We start from the raw sequence: 14,685 nt of genomic DNA on the forward strand, positions 1-14,685 counted from the left end.
CGGCGGCTATCGCGGAGGCCGGCGCCCGGTGAGATCGAGCGGACGGGCCTTCTCTTGTCCTGCAATGCGGGCAGCTTGCTGCAAAGTCAGCCGGAATTCATCCCGCTTCTCGTGCACCGAGGCGATTGCATGCCCGACCGCGACTCCGAGGCCGATCAATGCGGCTTCGGACAGCTGCAAGCTTGCCTCGATCGTCTCCGGCACCGCATCGGTGGCGCCGATCGCATAGAGGTGACGGGCATGATCGGCGTCCCGCGCCCGTGAAACGATCAGCACATCCGACCGCACCGCGCGGACCCGCTCGACGACGGCATCGATCGCTGGTCGCGACTGAATGGTGATGATCACACCGGTCGTCTGCATCAGGCCGCAGGCTTCGAGGAAGCCCGGTTCTGTCGCATCACCAAAAAAGACCTTGTGACCGTCGCGGCGGTCGCGCGCCACGGCAACAGGGTCGTGATCGACCGCGATGTAGTCCAGGCCATGGCTGGTCAGCAGCGAGCAGACGACCTTTCCAACGCGGCCGTAGCCAACCACGATGGCCTGCGCCCGGTCGCCGGGCGGCCGAACCGCGAGTTCAGGATCGAGCGCGCGCTCGTGACCGAGCTTCGCGGCCAATCGCCGGCCGAGCATGCCCAGAAGCGGCGTCAATGCCATCGTCACGGCGGTGATGGCAACGGCAAAGCTCGACACGCGTGGCTCGATCAGGCCGCCGGCCGCCGCCATTCCGATGCTGACGAAGGCGAATTCGCCGACGGGACCCAGCAAGAAGCCGATTTCGATCGCCGCCGGCCAAGAGAGTTTGAAGAGGCGACCCAGGATGATGAGCACGATCGCCTTGCCGGCGAGAATGCCGATCACGGCTGCCAGCAGCCATCCAGGCTCGCGCATGAACACGCGGAAGTCGATGGCCATACCGACGGTGAAAAAGAAGATGCCGAGCAGCAGGCCCTTGAACGGCTCGACGGTGGCCTCAATAGCCTTGCCATACTCGGTTTCCGCAAGCATCAGTCCTGCAACGAATGCTCCGAGCGCCATCGACAGGCCGGCCTGGTGCGCGGCAAGCCCCGCGCCGACGATGACGAACAAGGTCGCGGCGACAAACAACTCCGTCGAATGAGTGCCCGCGACCATCTGGAAGAGCGGACGCATCAGCAGCCGTCCGATCAGAATGAGAAAAGCGACCGCCACAACCGCCTTCAGGATCGCAGTGGAGATGTGCGTCACGACCGAGCCACCGCTGCCTGCGCCGAGCACCGAGACGAAGACGAGAATGGGGACCACGGCGAGGTCCTGGGCCAGCAGCACCGAGAAGCTGGCGCGACCCGCAGTGGTGGCAAGCCGCCGTTCGGCGGACAGCAGCTCGAGCACGATCGCTGTCGAGGACAGCGCCAGGCTTGCGCCAAGGATGACGGCAGTATCGGAGCTCTGCCCGGAGAGAAGCGCCGCGCCGAATATCATGGCGGACGCCGCCAGTACCTGCAGGCCGCCAAGCCCGAAAACCAGCCGCCGCATCGTGACGAGCCGCCTGAAAGACAGTTCGAGTCCGATCAAGAAGAGCAGGAATACGATGCCAAGATTGGCGATACCCTGGACGTTCTGCGCGTCCGTCACGGTAAACCAGTACAGAAACGGGACTTCTCGAACGAGCGAGCCGAGCCCGAGCGGACCGAGAATGGCGCCGGCACCGAGATAGCCCAGCACCGGATTGATGCCCCAGTGGCGGACGATCGGCACCACGACGCCGGCGGTCCCGAGGACCACCAGCGCGTCACTGTAGGCATTGATGTTGATCGTTGTGGTCACGAGCCCTTCATCTACCGGCGCTTGCCAATAGCGGCAGCGCCGTCCCCGGTCGATAGCACACGGCGCCGCAGACCCCTACCCGGCCCGACCTCTATCCCCGCGCGGGACACGTGGTCCGAAGCCGACGTTTAGCTCGCCCAGTTCTCGCGAAACTCCGGAAACAGCGTCAGGCCACCACAGGCATAGATCGTCTGCCCTGTGATGTAGCTCGCATCATCCGAGGCGAGGAAAGCGAACACGGCCGCGATCTCTTCCGGTGTCCCCACGCGGCCAAGCGGAATGTGGCTGGTGACGACGTCGCGTTTTTGCGGATCGCCCGTCCAGGCCGCGTTGATCGGCGTGTCGATCGCGCCTGGACCGACCGCATTGACGCGGATGCCGCGGCCGGCGAACTCCAGCGCCAGCGTGCGCGTCAGACTGGCCATTCCGCCCTTGCTGATCGAATAAGCGAGATAGCCGGGCTTCGGGACGATCTGGTGGACGCTGGAGCAATTGATGATGGAGCCCCCTCCGCCGCGCGCGACGAAATGCGCGAGCGCCTTCTGCGCGCAGAGCACGGCGCCGTTGAGATTGACGTCGATGATCCGGCGATAGGTTTCGACGTCCAGCGCCTCGCTCGGTGACTCCCTCTGGAAGCCGGCATTGTTGACGAGGCAGTCGAGCCGCTTCCAGCGCGCCAGGACCGTCTCGAACATCGCGGCAATGTCCTGCTCGTTACCGATATCGGCCTTGACGATGAAATGGTCGAGCTTGCCGTGGCCGCGGTCGGTCGACGCCGTCCGCGCCAGCGCCAGCGCCTCCTCGGCCTTTTCAGGATGATCGAAATAGTTGATGGCAACCGTCGCGCCCTCCTGGGCGAGGCGGATGGCGACGGCGCGGCCGATCCCCTGCGAGGCGCCGGTCACCAGCGCGTATTGACCAACGAGGCGCGAGGGAAGGGAGGTTGAGCGATCGGTTTGTGGCATGAGTCATCTCCGGGATGCCTGATCATCGACGGAACCGGCTTTTTGTTCCATCTCCGAGCGCATCGCTGCGATTCATCCGGCGCGGCGGGCGAGCGGCGAGGTCAGGATCTGATACAGGATGATGGCGCCAAAAGTCGCGGTGCCAATCCCGCCGATCGTGAATGCGCCGAATTTGAGCGTGAGATCGCCGGCGCCCGCGGTCAGCGCCACGGCGATGGTGATCAGGTTTGCGGGATTGGCGAAGTCGACCTTGTTCTCGACCCAGATTCGTCCCGCCATCGCCGCGATCAACCCGAACAGCACGATCGAGAGGCCGCCAATGACTGCGCCGGGGATCGACAGAATCAACGCGCCGAATTTCGGTGAGAAGCCGAGCACGATCGACACCGCGGCGGCGAAGGCGAACAGCAAGGTCGAATAGACCTTCGTCGCCGCCATGACGCCGATGTTCTCGGCGTAGGTGGTGACACCCGTGCCGCCGCCGCAGGCGGCCACGATCGTCGCGAGGCTGTCTGCGAACAGAGCGCGACCAAGATAGGCATCGAGGCTCCGGCCCGTCATGGCGCCGACGGCCTTGATGTGCCCGAGATTCTCGGCGACGAGAATGACCGCAACCGGCGCAATCAGAAAGATCGCATCGGCCTGAAAGGTCGGCGTGGTGAAATTCGGCAGACCGAGCCACGGCGCGGCCGCCAGTTGCGCGAAATCGATCGGCTTGCCGAAACCGAGGCCGTTCGCGAACAGCAAGTACAGGAGATATCCGCCGATTGCACCGGCAATGATCGGCAGGCGGCGCCACAGGCCAGGCGCTGCAACGGCAACCACGCCGATGATCAAAACGGTCGCGAGCCCGACCCAGGTGTCGAACGCGCCTCCGCTCACCGCCTTGACCGCCACGGGTGCGAGGTTGAGGCCGATCGCGGCGACGACGGCGCCGGTGACGGCCGGCGGCATCAAGCGCTCGACCCAGCCGACGCCGGACCACATCACAATCAGGGCGATCACGCCGTACAGTACGCCGGCTCCGACGATGCCGCCGAGCGCAACCGACAGGTTCGGGTTCGGTCCCTGCCCGGCATAGCCGGTGGCGGCGATAACGACGGCGATGAACGCGAAGCTCGAGCCAAGATAGCTCGGCACGCGCCCGGCGACGATGACGAAGAAGATCAGCGTGCCGACGCCGGAGAACAGGACCGCAACATTGGGATCGAACCCCATCAGCAGCGGCGCGATGATCGTCGCACCCGACATCGCGACGCAATGCTGGAGACCGGAGACGACGGTCTGGCCCCAGGACAGCCGCTCCTCCGGCATGATCACGCCCGAGGTCTTCAACGTCCAGCGCGGAAAATAGCCTTGCTGGTCCGAGCCTGTTGCAGTCGACATGTTTCCCCCAATTGCGGCGCCACGACCGATCTTCGTGCGAACAGACAAAAACGTGATTGTCGCTTCTGCGGCGGCCATCACATGATGCAGCTCATGCAAGATTCAAATCCTGCAAGATCAATGCGTTCCGGGGCTCACTCTATGACACAAGTTGCGATCCAGCCAGCCATCCTCCGCCGGCACCAGCCCTGGTACAAGATCCTCTACGTCCAGGTTCTGATCGCGATCGCGCTCGGCGTGCTCATCGGCTACTTCTATCCTGATCTCGGCAAGGCCTTGAAACCGCTCGGCGACGGCTTCATCGCGCTGATCAAGATGATGATCGCGCCTGTCATCTTCTGCACCGTGGTGCACGGCATCTCCTCGATGGGCGATCTCAAGCGTGTCGGCCGGGTCGGGCTGAAGTCGCTGATCTATTTCGAGACGGTCTCGACCGTCGCGCTCGCGGTCGGACTCCTGGTCGGCGAGGTTCTCCAGCCCGGACATGGCTTCAACATCGATGCCGCCACGATCGACCCGAAATCGGTGGCGACCTACGTCACCAAGGCCAAGGAGGAGGGCATCGTCGCCCATCTGATGGCGATCATCCCCGACAGCTATCTCGGCGCCATCGCACGCGGCGATCTCCTGCAGGTGCTGCTGATCTCGATCCTCTCGGGCTTCGCCATCGCCTTCCTCGGCAAGGCCGGCGAGCCGATCGCAGATGCAATCGACAAGGCCGCAAAGATGTTCTTCGGCATCATCCGCATCATCGTACGCGTCGCCCCGATCGGCGCCTTCGGCGCGATGGCGTTCACCGTGGGGGCCTACGGACTCGGCTCGCTGCTCAATCTCGCCGCGCTGATCGGCACGTTCTATCTCACCAGCATCCTGTTCGTGCTGATCGTGTTAGGTGCGATCGCGCGGCTGGCGGGCTTCTCGATCCTGCGCTTCATCGCCTATATCAAGGACGAGCTTCTGATCGTGCTCGGCACCTCGTCCTCGGAGACGGTGCTGCCGCAGATGATCCAGAAGATGGAGCATCTCGGCGCCTCCCGCTCCGTGGTCGGCCTCGTGATTCCAACCGGCTACAGCTTCAACCTCGACGGCACCAACATCTACATGACGCTGGCGACGCTGTTTTTGGCGCAGGCGACCAACACCCATCTGACCATCTGGCAAGAGCTCGGCATTCTGGGCATCGCCATGATCACCTCGAAGGGTGCCTCGGGCGTGACCGGCGCCGGCTTCATCACGCTCGCCGCGACGCTCTCGATCGTGCCTGATATTCCGATCCAGTCGATCGCCATCCTGGTCGGCATCGACAAGTTCATGAGCGAATGCCGCGCGCTGACCAACCTGATCGGCAACGGCGTCGCCTGCGTCGTCATCAGCATGTCCGAAGACGAGCTCGACCGTGAGGCGCTGCACGAGACCATGGCCCACCCGCTGGAGATCGGAGAGGCGCTGGAACCGGGCGGGGGTGCATAGCACCACGCCCAGTCAGATGCGGTAGTTTCCCGGAGTGGAAAATCGCCGAGATACGCGTCACAACAATGGCGTTGGGATCACGGATTGATACTCATTTTTTCCACCCGACGCGCTGGGGGCAGGGCGTCGGGTTTTTGAAAATCACTGCTAAGACTCAGCTGATATATTCAGGCCGCGAGGCGGGATCAGGTGATCCCGCCATGCTCACGTTGCGCGTTGGCGGAAAGATCGAACCGACGCGCAATCCCGATCGCTTGCAGAAACGCCTCGTCGTGGCTGACGACGAGCAACGCACCGTCGTAGGCGCTCAGGCCCGCTTCGACGGCTTCGATCGATTCAATGTCGAGATGATTGGTCGGCTCGTCCAGGATCAGCAACGATGGTGGCGCTACTCCGCCAAGCACGCAAGCAAGGCCCGCACGGAACATCTGCCCTCCGCTCAGGCTGCCGACTGCTTGCAAGGCCGCATCAGCACGAAACATGAACCGCGCCAGCGCGGCATGGCATTCGTTCGCCCCCGCCTTCGGATTGAGGCGCTGGAAGTTTCGCAGGATCGAGAGCGCGGGATCGAGCAGGCTAACCTTCTGGTCGAACAGGGCGAAGTCCGGCCTCACCCGCACGGTGCCGGAGAGCGGCCGCAGCTCGCCCGCGATCAGTTTCAGCAGCGTCGTCTTGCCGGAACCGTTCGGGCCGATCAGCGCGACCCGTTCCGGTCCGACAATCGTAAGCGAAAGATCGCGCAAGACCGGCTGCTCCGGCCGATAGCCCGCACTGACGCCGTCGAGCCAAAGCACCTCCCTGCCCGCCGGCAGGCCAGTCACGGGTAACCTGATCGAGAGTGGCTGAAGAATCTCGATACGCTGGCGCGCCGTGTCCACGGCATCGATGGCCTCCGCGCGCCGCCGCTCGGCGATTTGCGCGTTCTTGCCGCCACTGTCCTCGCTGCGATCCTTGCGTGCATCGGCCAGGATGCGCGGCATGTCGCCCTTGGCGCGCTTCTTCCTGCCGCCGCTGTCCTTGCGCGCTTTCCTTTCCGCGGCCTCTTGCGCCTTGCCGTCGATCTCGGAGAGACGCTTCTCTGCCTGCGCGAGGCCATGCCTGACAGCGGCGAGTTCGACAGCCTTCTGCTCACGATACCGGCTCCAATTGCCGCCGTATCGCGTGGCTCCGAGCGACGTCAGCTCGACGATCGCATCCATGGTCTCCAGCAGGCTCCGGTCGTGGCTGACGACGATCGCGCCGCCGCGCCAGGAGGCAAGGAGATTGGCCACCGCCCTGCGTCCGTCCTGGTCGAGATTGTTGGTGGGCTCGTCCAGGAGCAGGAAGTCGGGTTCGGCAAACACCAATGCGGCAAGACGAACCCGCGTGATCTGGCCCCCGGACAGGCAAGACAGCTCCGTGTCGGGAGACGGATCGAACCCGAGGCGCGCCAGCGCGGCCTCGAGCCGCATGTCGAGCGTCCAGTCGATCGCGGCGATATCGTCGGCCGAGGCTTCGCCGCGCTCCGCACGGCGAAGCAGGTCCAGCGCCTGACGGGCGCCGAACAGGTCGGCCACGGTCGCTCCGGCAAGGACCTGCACATTCTGACGTAACAATCCGATGGCGCCGTTGATCAGAATGCGCCCTGATTGGGGAGCATGTTCCCCTAGGATCGACGCAAGCAGCGTCGTTTTCCCGACGCCGTTGCGGCCGACGAGACCGGTTCGCTCAGCCGCGAATGTCAGATCGATGTTGGAGAGAAGAGAACGGCCGTCAGGCGTGGACAGCGACAGGTCGGACAGAATGATCGAAGCAGGCATGGAATTCCCCGTGGGCAAGGCAGGTGGGCTTTGCGGTCGGGGTGAAATCCATGGCTGCGACTATCCTGATCGAGGAACTCCCTAGGTAGTCCCATCGAAGGGCGAGATCAAGGCGCGGCGCGAAGGACGACAGCGCAGAGAGCGCTGACGCCTTCGCCGGCCTATCGCGTTCAGCCCTTGAGCGCGGTGACCACCACCTCGATCAGCGCGCCGCCGCCGAGATCGGCGACGCCGACGGTGGCGCGCGTCGGCAGATTGTCGCCGAAGAACTCGGTCCAGGCCGCGTCCATCTCCTTCTTCTTGGAGAGATCGGTGACGAAGATCGAGGCGCTGACCACGCGCGACTTGTCGGTTCCCGCTTCCTTCAGATAGCCGGCGATCTTGCCGAGGATGTTGCGAGTCTGCTCGCCCATCGAGACCGAGGTGTCGTCGGCGATGGTGCCGCCGAGGAAGACGAAGCCGTTTGCTTCGACGGCGCGGTGCATGATGGGCGTGCGGATGCTGCGGGTGATGCTCATGATGTCCTCTTCTTAGAGCGTGGAGGGATGGAAGCGGTCGATGCCGAGATCGCCGATTCGGGTCTGGGTGCCGCCATTGACGATCAGTTCCGCCATCACGGCGCCGGCGCCGGGGCCGAGCTGGAAGCCGTGCAGCGAGAAGCCGAACTGGTGATAGAGGCCCTTGTGGCGGGAGCTCGGCCCGAACACGGGGATATCGTCCTTCATCTTGGCCTCGATGCCGGCCCAGGCGCGGACGATGGTCGCGCTGCGCATCACCGGAAACAGCTCGAACACGGTCTGCGCGCTGGTCGCAAGGCTCTTCCAGTCCAGCACCGTCTCGTTGCGCTCCTGGTAGGGCGTTGCGAGATGGCCGCCGCCGATCAGCACCGTGCCGTTCTTGAACTGCTTGAAGGAGAGCTTGCGCCCGCGCAGGATCACGACGGGATCGATGAAGTGCGGCACGCGCGAGGTGATCATCAGCATCGGCGCCACGGTCTCGACCGGCACGGGCTCGCCGAGATCAGCCGCGATCTTGCCGGCCCAGGCGCCGGCCGCATTGACCAGCACCGGCGCAGCATAAGTCTCGGCGCCGACATCGACGTACCAGAGGCCGTCGCGGTAGCGGATGTTGCTGGCGACGACGCCCTCGCACACAGCGGCACCAAGCTGCTCCGCCTTGCGGCGGAACGCCGTCGTCGTCTGCGCCGGATTGGCGGCGCCGTCACGGCGCGAGACCACGCCGCCGGGACAGGTCTCGGCCACCGCAGGCACCAGCCGGCGCAGCTCGGCCGCGTCGATCAGCTCCTCATGGGTGAAGCCGAGCGCATTGAGCTCGGCGACGCGCGCGCGGCAGACGGCGAGCTCGTCCTCGTTCTCGGCAACCAGCACCTGGCCGTGGCTCTCAAAACTGCAATCGTCGTCGAGGAGATCGCTGATCTTTTCCCAGATCCCCATCGAGCGGATCGAAAGCGGGATCTCGGGAATGTGCCGCGCGAGCTGGCGCACGCCGCCGGCGTTGACGCCCGAAGCGTGGCGGCCGGCATAGTCCTTCTCGATCAGCACCGGCTTCAGGCCGGCAAGGCACAGATGCAGCGCGGTCGAGCATCCGTGGATGCCGCCGCCGACGACGATCGCATCCACGTTTTTCGTCATCCGCGCACCACCGCCTTGACGTCGTCCTCGGTCTTCGGGACGGCGGCGAGCTCGGCGAGCGTGATCGGCTTCACCGGCGCGCGCAGCCGGTAGTAGCCGATCTCCTGCGGAGTCTTGCCGCGCGCCTGCGCCATCAGCTCGGTGACGGTGAGGCCGCAGAGCCGGCCCTGGCACGGACCCATGCCGGTGCGGCGATAGGCCTTGAGCTGGTTCGGCCCGGTCGCGCCGATCGCGACGGACTCGAGAACGTCCTTTGCCGTCACCTCTTCGCAGCGGCAGACGATGGTATCGCCCGAGGGAATGCGGAACTGCGGCGACGGGCGGAACAGCGTGTCGAGGAAGACCCGGCCGCGCTCGGCCTTGGCAAGTTCGGTACGGAGCGCCGCCATCGGCGCGAGCTTCGCGGCAGCGGCGGGCGCCAGCGCTTCCACCGCGGCACGCGCGGCAATGCGACCGCGCACCACGGCTGCATTGGCACCACCGATGCCCGCGCCATCGCCGGCGATCGCGATGCCGGTGACCGACGACATGCCGCTCGCGTCCAGCACCGGCGACCAGCACAATTGCAGATCATCCCAGCGATGCTCGACGCCAGCCGCCATCGCCAGATTGACGTTGGGCACGACGCCCTGATGCAGCAGCAGCAAATCCGCGGGAATGGTCTCGCGCTTGCCGCCGGCGACATAGCTCACGCTGGCGAGCTGGCCATCACCGGAGGCCGCAAGCTCGGTGACGCCGGAGACGACCTGCACCTTCGCCTTCACCTCACGCATCATGGAGAGGCCCTTGGTGAAATAGGGCGACGTCAGGAAGGCAAAAGCGTGCGGCAGCGCGGCGAAATAATTGCCGCGCTCGGTGGTGTCGAGGATGCGGTCGATACGGCCGCCGAGGCGGAGGATCTGCGCGGCGAGCAGCCAAAGCAGCGGCCCCTGCCCCGCGATCACGGTGCGGCCATCGGGCACCAGCGCCGAGGACTTCAACATGGTCTGCGCCGCGCCCGCGGTCATCACGCCCGGCAGCGTCCAACCGGGAATCGGGAACGGTCGTTCCAGCGCGCCGGTCGCGAGGATCACGCGCTTCGCCTTGACGAAGGCCGAGGCGCCGCCGATCGAGACGGCGATCTCAAGGTTGCGGTCGAGGCTCCAGACCGTCGCGCGCTGGATCACCTCCGCGTTGCTGGCGCGCAGCGACTGCACGAGATCGGCACCGACCCAATAGTCCGCACCGAGCTGATTGCGGTCGGTCACTGGCGTGGAAGAGATGGCGCGAAACACCTGGCCGCCGGGGCCGACGTTCTCGTCGAGCAGCAGCGTGGAAAGACCAGCATCGGCGGAGGTCGAGGCGGCAGCGAGGCCGGCGGGCCCGGCTCCGATCACCACGACGTCGTAATCTTCGCGCTTGGGAGCCACAGTCATTTTCCGATCTCCCGCTTGCCCTTCTGGATTTCGACCTGCATGCCTTCAGCCACCGGCACGAGGCACCCCTGCCGGTTACCGACGCCGTCGATGGTGACGAGGCAGTCGAAGCACACGCCCATCATGCAATAGGGCAGACGCGGCGCGCCGCTCACCGCGGTGGAACGCCGCGCGTCAACGCCGGAGGCCAATAACGCCGCGGAGACGGTGTCGCCCTGGCGCGCCGCGACTGCAACGCCGTCGACGAAGATCTGCACCTGTGGCCGCTTGTCCTGTTCGGATCGTCTAAACATGGGATGCCTCTTGGCTCCTTGATATCTCTAGTAGCCGCTGTTGTTCGCCGCGCCCGCGCCGCCAAAGCGGCTCGCCGAGAACGCGCCGACCAGCTCCGGCTCGAGCGCACCTTGCGCCACCATCCGCGCGATCTCGAAAGCGTGGTTGGAGGCGAGCGTCACGCCGGAATGGCAGCAGGCGAGGAAGGCGCCGGGATGCGTCTCCGACTGGTCGTAGATCGGAAAGCCGTCCTGCGGCATGACGCGGATGCCGGACCAGCTCCTGATCACGTTGAGCCGCGACAGATGCGGGAACATGCGCTGCGCGCGGTCGGCCATGACGCCGCTGATCGAGGGCTTCAGCGTGCGATCATCGAGCTCGTCTTCCTTGCTGTCGCCGATCATCACCGTGCCCTCGTCGGTTTGGCGGATCGTGGTCAGCGGATGCGGCAGGAACGGCACGGTGCGCTCGGTCACGACGACCTGGCCGCGGGTCGGCCCCATCGGCGCATAGAGGCCAACCATCGGCGCCAGCGTCTGGTTGGCATTGCCGGCGGCAAGCACGATCTTAGCGGCACGCAGCTCGCCCTCGGGCGTCGTCAGGCGGAATTCGCCGCCGCTCTTGCCGATCGCCGAGACCGGACGCTCCGGAAAATAGTCGATGCCGAACGCCTTGAAGCCGGTGTGGAACGCGCGGAACGTACGCAGCGAATTGACGTGGCCGTCGAGCGGGCAATAGCTGCCGCCGGAAACTTCGGGCCCGATCAGCGGCAGCGATCTCTTCACCTCGGACGCCGAGAGCATCTCCATCTTGTAGTCGGCCGCGCCGACCTGGTTGTGCATGCGCTTGACGAGCTCTGCGCGCTGGCCGAATTCGTCCTCGCCGAGCGTGAGGTGGAAGCCGCCGTTCTGCTGCAGGGCGACATCGAGCCCGGTCTGCTGCTTCAACTCGGAGGCAAGCCGGCCCCACGCCTGCGAGGCCTGCACGGTCCACACCGTGTAGGCCGGCATGCCGAGCCCCTTGCTCTGCACCCAGACCAGCGCGAAGTTCGCGCGCGAGGCGCGCTTGGTGATGTCGCCTTCGTCGAGCACGGCGACCTTCTTGCCGAGGCGGCCGAGGCCCCAGGCAATGGCGGAGCCGAGCAGTCCGCCGCCGACGACGGCGACGTCGTATTCTCCTGACATAGGTTCTCCTATCGCCCCGTATCGCCCTTGCCGGCGAGCACGCGGTCGAGCCCGTAGAAGCGGTCGAGCAGAATGAGGGCGGTCATGGTGATCGCGATCACGCAGGCCGAGACCGACGTCACCAGCGGATCGATGTTGTCCTGGATATAAAGGAACATGCGCACCGGCAACGTCTCGGTGCCGGGCGCCGCGAGAAAGACGGTCATGGTGAGATCGTCGAAGGACTGGATGAAGGCGAGCGCCCAGCCGCTGATGACGCCGGGCAGGATCAGCGGCAGCGTCACGCGACGGAACAGCGTCCAGCCGCCGGCGCCGAGCGAGACTGCCGCCATCTCAACCGTGCGGTCCATGCCGGTCGCCGCCGCCAGCGTCAGCCGCAGCGCGAACGGAAACACGATGATGACGTGGGCGATGATCAGCGCCGCAAAGCTGCCGCCGAGCCCGGCCGAGGTGAAGAAGCGCAGGAAGGCGATGCCGAGCACGACATGCGGAATCATCAGCGGCGACAGGAACAGCGCCGCCAGCGCATCGCGGCCGCGGAAGCGGTAGCGCGCGATCGCGAGCGCGGCAGGCACCGCGAACAGCAGCGCCACCAAGGACGAGAGCGCCCCGAGCCCAAGGCTGACCCAGAAGGCGTGAATGAATTCAGGGTAGTTCGCGATGGTCCTGAACCAGCGCAGCGAGAAGCCGTTGGTCGGCAGCGACAGGAAGCCCTCAGGCGTGAAGGCGACGAGGCAGACCACCAGGATCGGCGCCACCATGACGATGACGAAGATGGTGTGGAAGATCAGCGCCAGCGGGCCGTTCCGTCTCATCGAAACACCTCCGCATAGCGGCGCTCGATCAGCGCGTTGCTGCCGACGACGATCAGCACCAGCGCGACCAGCAGAAGCGTCGCCACGGCAGCGCCCAGTGGCCAGTTCAGCGTGTTGAGGAATTCGTCATAAGCGAGCGTCGCCGCGACCTTGAGCCGGCGGCCACCGATGATCGCGGGCGTCGCAAAGGCGCTGGCCGAGAGCGAGAACACGATGATCGCGCCCGACAGCACGCCCGGCATGATCTGCGGCATGACGATGCGGCGGATGATGGTCGCAGGGCCCGCGCCGAGCGACATCGCGGCGTTCTCGATCTGCGGATCGAGCCGCTGCAGCGCCGCCCACACCGAGAGCACCATGAACGGCATCATTACATGCGCGAGCGCGATGACCATGCCTGTCTCGGTGAACATGAAAGGAAGGGGCGAACGGATCGCGCCAAGCGACATCAGTAGCTTGTTGACGAGCCCGTTGTTGCCGCCGAACAGCAGCGCCCAGCCGAGCGTGCGCGCCACCACCGAGATGAGCAGCGGCCCCAGGATCACCAGCAGGAAGAAGCTCTTCCAGCGGCCGCTCATGCGGTTGAGGATGTAGGCTTCGGGTGCACCTAACAGAGCGGTGAGCAGCGTGGTCAGGATGGCAATGCGAAACGTCCGCCAGAACATCTCGGCGTAATAGGGATCGGTCGCGATCTCGTGCCAGTTCTTGAGGATGAAGACCGGCTCGATGCCCTTGTACTGGCCCCAATCGTGGAACGACAGCATCACGGTCATCGCCAGGGGGATCAGCAGCACGCCGACGAACAGCATCAAGGCGGGCGCGGTCAGCGCCCACGGCGCACGTGCACTGCGCTCCTCGGCGGCCGCGCTCATGCGCCGGCCCTCGCGCGCACGCTCATGTCCTCGGGACGCCAGGTAAGGTGAACCGCCTCGCCTTCGCCAGGCTGCGCCTGTCCGTCGTTCTGGCGGATCACGATCGCCGGGCCGCATTCGCTCTCGCACTGGAACAGCCAGTGATTGCCCTGGAAGATTCGCGTGACGATCTTTGCGGTGAGGCCGGCATCGTCGAAGCCAATGCGCTCGGGGCGAACGCTGACGGTGACGGGGCCGCTGAGTCCGGCCGGCGCCGGTGCGCGCCAGGAGCCCGCAACCAGCTGCGTCGGCGAGACGGTCCGGTCGATCGTCGCGGCAAAGTCGTTGGTCTTGCCGAGGAACTGCGAGACGAAGGCCGAGGCCGGCTTCTCATAGGTCTCTTGCGGCGTGCCGATCTGCTCGATCTTGCCCTGGCTCATCACCACGATGCGGTCGGACAGCGACATCGCCTCGTTCTGGTCATGGGTGACCAGGATCGTGGTGGTGCCGATGGTGCGCTGGATCTGGCGCAGCTCGATCTGCATCTCCTCGCGCAGTTTTGCGTCGAGGTTGGAGAGCGGCTCGTCGAGCAGCAGCACGCTCGGCTTGATCACCAGCGCCCGTGCCAGCGCCACGCGCTGCTGCTGGCCGCCGGACATGCGGCGGGGGTGGCGGTCCTCGTAACCGGCAAGGCCCACCATCGCGAGCGCGGCGCGGACGCGCTCGGCCCGTTCGCCGCGCGGCACGCCACGCATCTCGAGGCCAAAGGCGACGTTCTCCGCCGCGGTCATGTGCGGAAACAGCGCGTAACTCTGGAACACGATGCCGAGCCCACGCTTGGCCGGATGGATCGCGGTGAGATCCTTTCCCTCGAGGCGAATCGCGCCACGCGTGGGATCGAGGAAGCCCGCGATCATCTGCAACGTCGTGGTCTTGCCGCAGCCGGACGGGCCGAGGAAGGAGATGAACTCCCCCTTCCCCACCGACAGACTGAAGTCATCGACCACAGTCTGCGTGCCGAACTGTTTTGCGACCCGATCGAGCTCGAGATAAGCCATGCGCTGTCTCC

13 protein-coding genes are annotated in these 14,685 nt (G+C 65.6%); 1 reads left to right on the forward strand and 12 read right to left on the reverse strand.

Features of this window, described 5'->3' with window-relative positions; translation table 11 throughout:
• Positions 1 to 6: 6 nt before the first annotated feature.
• The 3 genes from CVM73_RS27250 to CVM73_RS27260 form a co-directional block, all read right to left on the reverse strand.
• Positions 7 to 1,806 (reverse strand): cation:proton antiporter domain-containing protein, encoded by a 1,800-nt coding sequence (locus CVM73_RS27250; protein WP_100234891.1) that lies wholly within the window; start codon positions 1,804 to 1,806, stop codon positions 7 to 9.
• 128 nt (positions 1,807 to 1,934) lie between these two features.
• Entirely contained in the window at positions 1,935 to 2,771 is an 837-nt protein-coding gene (locus CVM73_RS27255; protein ID WP_100234892.1) for an SDR family oxidoreductase, read from the reverse strand.
• 72 nt (positions 2,772 to 2,843) lie between these two features.
• Positions 2,844 to 4,157, reverse strand: a complete 1,314-nt coding sequence (locus CVM73_RS27260; protein WP_100234893.1) for a solute carrier family 23 protein — start codon at positions 4,155 to 4,157, stop codon at positions 2,844 to 2,846.
• A gap of 141 nt (positions 4,158 to 4,298) precedes the next feature.
• On the opposite strand from CVM73_RS27260, the gene CVM73_RS27265 reads away from it, so the two are divergent.
• A complete protein-coding gene (locus CVM73_RS27265; protein ID WP_100234894.1) occupies positions 4,299 to 5,627 on the forward strand; it encodes a dicarboxylate/amino acid:cation symporter in 1,329 nt (442 codons plus the stop codon).
• Positions 5,628 to 5,812: 185 nt separating this feature from the next.
• Here CVM73_RS27265 and CVM73_RS27270 read toward each other — a convergent pair whose 3' ends face one another.
• The 9 genes from CVM73_RS27270 to CVM73_RS27310 form a co-directional block, all read right to left on the reverse strand.
• The gene (locus CVM73_RS27270; protein ID WP_100234895.1) at positions 5,813 to 7,426 is read right to left on the reverse strand and encodes an ABC-F family ATP-binding cassette domain-containing protein; all 1,614 of its coding nucleotides are present in this window, start codon (positions 7,424 to 7,426) and stop codon (positions 5,813 to 5,815) included.
• A 170-nt stretch (positions 7,427 to 7,596) separates the two neighbouring features.
• The gene (locus tag CVM73_RS27275) at positions 7,597 to 7,944 is read right to left on the reverse strand and encodes a RidA family protein (RefSeq protein WP_028138431.1); all 348 of its coding nucleotides are present in this window, start codon (positions 7,942 to 7,944) and stop codon (positions 7,597 to 7,599) included.
• Between the two features lie 12 nt (positions 7,945 to 7,956).
• Positions 7,957 to 9,078, reverse strand: coding sequence for an NAD(P)/FAD-dependent oxidoreductase (locus tag CVM73_RS27280; RefSeq protein ID WP_100234896.1), 1,122 nt, complete (start codon positions 9,076 to 9,078; stop codon positions 7,957 to 7,959).
• Positions 9,075 to 10,493, reverse strand: coding sequence for an FAD/NAD(P)-dependent oxidoreductase (locus CVM73_RS27285; protein ID WP_100234897.1), 1,419 nt, complete (start codon positions 10,491 to 10,493; stop codon positions 9,075 to 9,077). The genes CVM73_RS27280 and CVM73_RS27285 overlap by 4 nt, the downstream gene beginning before the upstream one ends.
• Entirely contained in the window at positions 10,490 to 10,786 is a 297-nt protein-coding gene (locus CVM73_RS27290) for a (2Fe-2S)-binding protein (protein WP_028178984.1), read from the reverse strand. Before CVM73_RS27290 ends, CVM73_RS27285 begins: the two co-directional genes overlap by 4 nt.
• A 27-nt stretch (positions 10,787 to 10,813) precedes the next feature.
• Positions 10,814 to 11,950, reverse strand: coding sequence for an NAD(P)/FAD-dependent oxidoreductase (locus CVM73_RS27295; RefSeq protein ID WP_100234898.1), 1,137 nt, complete (start codon positions 11,948 to 11,950; stop codon positions 10,814 to 10,816).
• Positions 11,951 to 11,958: 8 nt separating this feature from the next.
• A complete protein-coding gene (locus tag CVM73_RS27300) occupies positions 11,959 to 12,765 on the reverse strand; it encodes an ABC transporter permease (RefSeq protein WP_100234899.1) in 807 nt (268 codons plus the stop codon).
• Positions 12,762 to 13,637, reverse strand: coding sequence for an ABC transporter permease (locus tag CVM73_RS27305; RefSeq protein ID WP_100234900.1), 876 nt, complete (start codon positions 13,635 to 13,637; stop codon positions 12,762 to 12,764). Before CVM73_RS27305 ends, CVM73_RS27300 begins: the two co-directional genes overlap by 4 nt.
• The gene (locus tag CVM73_RS27310) at positions 13,634 to 14,674 is read right to left on the reverse strand and encodes an ABC transporter ATP-binding protein (protein ID WP_100234901.1); all 1,041 of its coding nucleotides are present in this window, start codon (positions 14,672 to 14,674) and stop codon (positions 13,634 to 13,636) included. The genes CVM73_RS27305 and CVM73_RS27310 overlap by 4 nt, the downstream gene beginning before the upstream one ends.
• Positions 14,675 to 14,685 lie beyond the last annotated feature (11 nt).

The organism is Bradyrhizobium forestalis (assembly GCF_002795245.1).
GTDB lineage: Bacteria > Pseudomonadota > Alphaproteobacteria > Rhizobiales > Xanthobacteraceae > Bradyrhizobium > Bradyrhizobium forestalis.

Excerpts from the sequence above, each read along its gene's own strand:
- CVM73_RS27295 (WP_100234898.1), bottom strand. The coding sequence starts at position 11,950 with ATGTCAGGAGAATACGACGTCGCCGTCGTCGGCGGCGGACTGCTCGGC.
- CVM73_RS27280 (WP_100234896.1), bottom strand. The coding sequence starts at position 9,078 with ATGACGAAAAACGTGGATGCGATCGTCGTCGGCGGCGGCATCCACGGA.
- CVM73_RS27300 (WP_100234899.1), bottom strand. The coding sequence starts at position 12,765 with ATGAGACGGAACGGCCCGCTGGCGCTGATCTTCCACACCATCTTCGTC.
- CVM73_RS27275 (WP_028138431.1), bottom strand. The coding sequence starts at position 7,944 with ATGAGCATCACCCGCAGCATCCGCACGCCCATCATGCACCGCGCCGTC.
- CVM73_RS27285 (WP_100234897.1), bottom strand. The coding sequence starts at position 10,493 with ATGACTGTGGCTCCCAAGCGCGAAGATTACGACGTCGTGGTGATCGGA.
- CVM73_RS27290 (WP_028178984.1), bottom strand. The coding sequence starts at position 10,786 with ATGTTTAGACGATCCGAACAGGACAAGCGGCCACAGGTGCAGATCTTC.
- CVM73_RS27270 (WP_100234895.1), bottom strand. The coding sequence starts at position 7,426 with ATGCCTGCTTCGATCATTCTGTCCGACCTGTCGCTGTCCACGCCTGAC.
- CVM73_RS27265 (WP_100234894.1), top strand. The coding sequence starts at position 4,299 with ATGACACAAGTTGCGATCCAGCCAGCCATCCTCCGCCGGCACCAGCCC.
- CVM73_RS27305 (WP_100234900.1), bottom strand. The coding sequence starts at position 13,637 with ATGAGCGCGGCCGCCGAGGAGCGCAGTGCACGTGCGCCGTGGGCGCTG.
- CVM73_RS27260 (WP_100234893.1), bottom strand. The coding sequence starts at position 4,157 with ATGTCGACTGCAACAGGCTCGGACCAGCAAGGCTATTTTCCGCGCTGG.
- CVM73_RS27310 (WP_100234901.1), bottom strand. The coding sequence starts at position 14,674 with ATGGCTTATCTCGAGCTCGATCGGGTCGCAAAACAGTTCGGCACGCAG.
- CVM73_RS27255 (WP_100234892.1), bottom strand. The coding sequence starts at position 2,771 with ATGCCACAAACCGATCGCTCAACCTCCCTTCCCTCGCGCCTCGTTGGT.